This is a genomic window from Aeromonas sp. ZOR0002, assembly GCF_963866995.1.
Lineage (GTDB): Bacteria > Pseudomonadota > Gammaproteobacteria > Enterobacterales > Aeromonadaceae > Aeromonas > Aeromonas caviae.
The window spans coordinates 1-3,188 of record NZ_CAWMFQ010000170.1 but is presented as its reverse complement, the minus strand read 5'-3'; the positions used below and the strand labels follow the sequence as shown (position 1 = coordinate 3,188).

General features: G+C 58.8%; 2 protein-coding genes. Both read left to right on the top strand.

All coding sequences use genetic code 11. The features are described from left to right. Window positions 1–431: 431 nt before the first annotated feature. A protein-coding gene (gene prfB, locus AACR77_RS09930; RefSeq protein WP_102948437.1) for a peptide chain release factor 2 occupies window positions 432–1,530 on the top strand; the annotation gives its coding sequence in 2 pieces (ribosomal slippage) (window positions 432–506 and window positions 508–1,530; 1,098 coding nt in all). Between the two features lie 20 nt (window positions 1,531–1,550). Next, window positions 1,551–3,086, top strand: a complete 1,536-nt coding sequence (gene lysS / locus AACR77_RS09925) for a lysine--tRNA ligase (RefSeq protein WP_042881160.1) — start codon at window positions 1,551–1,553, stop codon at window positions 3,084–3,086. Window positions 3,087–3,188: the final 102 nt, after the last annotated feature.

The following is a 3,188-nucleotide window of genomic DNA, read 5'->3' as shown; positions in this document are numbered from 1 at the left end:
AGCCAGTCGCTGACACTGGCGGCCTGCTGGCTGCCGAGGCGCTGCACCTGTTCCTGACTGCCTTGCAGCAGCATGGACTTCTGGCTGGTGTAGCTCTGCCAGGAGAGCAGCAGGATCACCAGTGACAAGGCGATGACCACAGACAACAGTATCTTCTGCTTGAGTGATAGGTTTTTCATCGTGTTTTCTTCTTGTGGGGGTCGGGAACAGGATCAATCGGGAGTGCGTGGCACTGTGTGTTGTTAGCGGCCAATCTGCGCAAAACTGAAGCGGAGAATGGCGTGAGTGACGATATTTTACGCGGAAATTTTAAAAATGCTGCGGAAAATTGGAGCAGGAAAAAGAGCGGGGCCAGCCAACCCTGTTTATTCCTTCTGCAATTGGCTAGAATATCCCGTTTTTAAATCACATCGACCCCGAGAGTTTTCACGATGTTTGAAGTCAATCCTGTATTAAACAAGCTTAAGGAGCTGTCTGAGAGGACCGAGCTGCTTAGGGGGTACCTTTGACTATGACGCCAAGAAAGAGCGTCTAGAAGAGGTCAATGCCGAGCTGGAACAGCCGGATGTCTGGAACGAACCCGAGCGCGCACAGGCGCTGGGCAAGGAGCGCGTCTCCCTGGAGAACGTCGTCAGCACCATCGATACCCTGACCCAGGGCGTCGATGACGTCGAGATGCTGGTCAGCTTGGCCGTCGAAGGCGAAGACGAAGAGACCTTCAACGAAGCCGTGGTCGAAGCGGACGAGCTGGAGGCCAAGCTGGTGGATCTCGAGTTCCGTCGCATGTTCTCCGGTCAGCACGACGGTTCCGACTGCTACATCGACATCCAGTCCGGTTCCGGCGGCACCGAGGCCCAGGACTGGGCCAACATGGTGCTGCGCATGTACCTGCGCTGGGGTGATGCCCACGGCTACAAGCCCGAGCTCATCGAATGCTCCGAGGGCGACGTGGCCGGCATCAAGTCCGCCACCATCAAGTTCACCGGCGAGTATGCCTTCGGCTGGCTGCGCACCGAGACCGGCGTGCACCGTCTGGTACGCAAGTCGCCGTTCGATTCCGGCGGCCGTCGCCACACCTCGTTCTGCTCCGTGTTCGTCTACCCCGAGATCGATGATGACATCGAGATCGAGATCAACCCGGCTGATCTTCGCATCGACGTCTACCGCGCCTCCGGTGCCGGTGGTCAGCACGTCAACCGGACCGAGTCCGCGGTGCGTATCACCCACGTGCCGACCGGCGTGGTGGTGCAGTGCCAGAACGACCGTTCCCAGCACAAGAACAAAGATCAGTGTATGAAGCAGTTGAAGGCCAAGCTCTACGAGCTGGAAATTCAAAAGCAGAACGCTGAGAAGCAAGCCCTCGAAGAGACCAAGTCCGACATCGGCTGGGGCAGCCAGATCCGCTCCTACGTACTGGATGATTCCCGTATCAAGGATCTGCGCACCGGCGTCGAAACCCGCAATACCCAATCGGTACTCGACGGCGACTTGGACAAGTTTATCGAAGCCAGCCTGAAATCAGGCCTGTAAATAGAGCAGCAGGAATCACCATGTCTGAACAAACCACCACCCCGGAAGTCGACCAGACTCTCGAACTGAACAACGAGATGCTTGAGCGTCGCTCCAAGCTGGCCGCCTTGCGCGCCCAGGGCAACCCCTTCCCCAACGATTTCCGTCGTGACAGCCTCTCCGGCGATCTGCACGCCGAATTCGGCGACAAGAGCAATGACGAGCTGGTCGCCCTGGGTAAACAGGTGAAGATTGCCGGTCGCATCATGACCCGCCGGATCATGGGCAAGGCGTCTTTCGCGACCCTGCAGGACATGGCTGGCAAGATCCAGATCTACGTGACCCGTGACGACCTGCCGGAAGGCTTCTACAACGAGCAGTTCAAGAAGTGGGATCTGGGTGACATCGTCGGTGTCGAGGGCACCCTGTTCCGCACCAACGCCGGTGAGCTCTCCGTACACGTCTCCACCATCCGCCTGCTGACCAAGGCCCTGCGCCCGCTGCCCGAGAAGCACAAGGGTCTGACCGACCAGGAAGCCCGCTGCCGTCAGCGTTATCTGGACCTGATCGCCAACGAAGAGTCCCGCAAGACCTTCGTAACCCGCACCAAGGTGGTGGCCGGTATCCGCAAGTTCCTGAACGACAAGCGTTTCATGGAAGTGGAAACCCCCATGATGCAAGTCATCCCGGGTGGCGCCTCCGCACGTCCGTTCATCACTCACCACAATGCGCTGGACATCGACATGTACCTGCGTATCGCTCCGGAGCTCTATCTGAAGCGTCTGGTGGTTGGTGGTTTCGAGCGTGTCTACGAGATCAACCGCAACTTCCGTAACGAAGGTATCTCCGTTCGCCATAACCCCGAGTTCACCATGCTCGAGTTCTATATGGCCTACGCCGACTACATCGACCTGATGGACCTGACCGAAGAGATGCTGCGCACCCTGGCACAGGACATCCTGGGCGACACCAGGATCCGTTACGCCAAAGAGGGTGAAGAGGGTCTGACTATCGATTTCGGTCAGCCGTTCCAGCGCCTCTCCATGGTGGACTCCATCCTGAAGTACAACCCGGATGTCACCCGTGACGATCTGGCCACTCTGGAGAAGGCTACTGCCGTCGCCAAGGGTCTGAAGATCGAGCTGATGAAGAGCTGGGAGCTGGGCCACGTGATCACCGCGATCTTCGAAGAGACCGTTGAACACATGCTGCTGCAACCGACCTTCATCACCGAGTACCCGGCTGCCGTCTCCCCGCTGGCCCGTCGCAACGACCAGAACCCGGACGTCACCGACCGCTTCGAGTTCTTCATCGGCGGCCGCGAGCTGGCCAACGGCTTCTCCGAGCTGAACGATGCGGAAGATCAGGCCGAGCGCTTCCAGGCCCAGGTTGACCAGAAAGCCGCAGGGGACGACGAAGCCATGTTCTACGACGCCGACTTCGTCACCGCGCTGGAGCACGGTCTGCCGCCGACCGCCGGTCAGGGTATCGGTATCGACCGTCTGGTGATGCTGTTCACCAACAGCCACACCATCCGCGACGTCATCCTGTTCCCGGCCTTGCGTCCACAAAAGTAAGCGCCGCAGAAACAGGGCCGCAGCAAAACGCTGCCGTCCATGGCAATCAAAACGCCCCGCAATTGCGGGGCGTTTTTTATGCAGAAGTCACACAGTGACGAG

Bases quoted from the DNA above. Each gene is read 5' to 3' on its own strand.
- lysS (WP_042881160.1), top strand. From the start codon at position 1,551: ATGTCTGAACAAACCACCACCCCGGAAGTCGACCAGACTCTCGAACTG.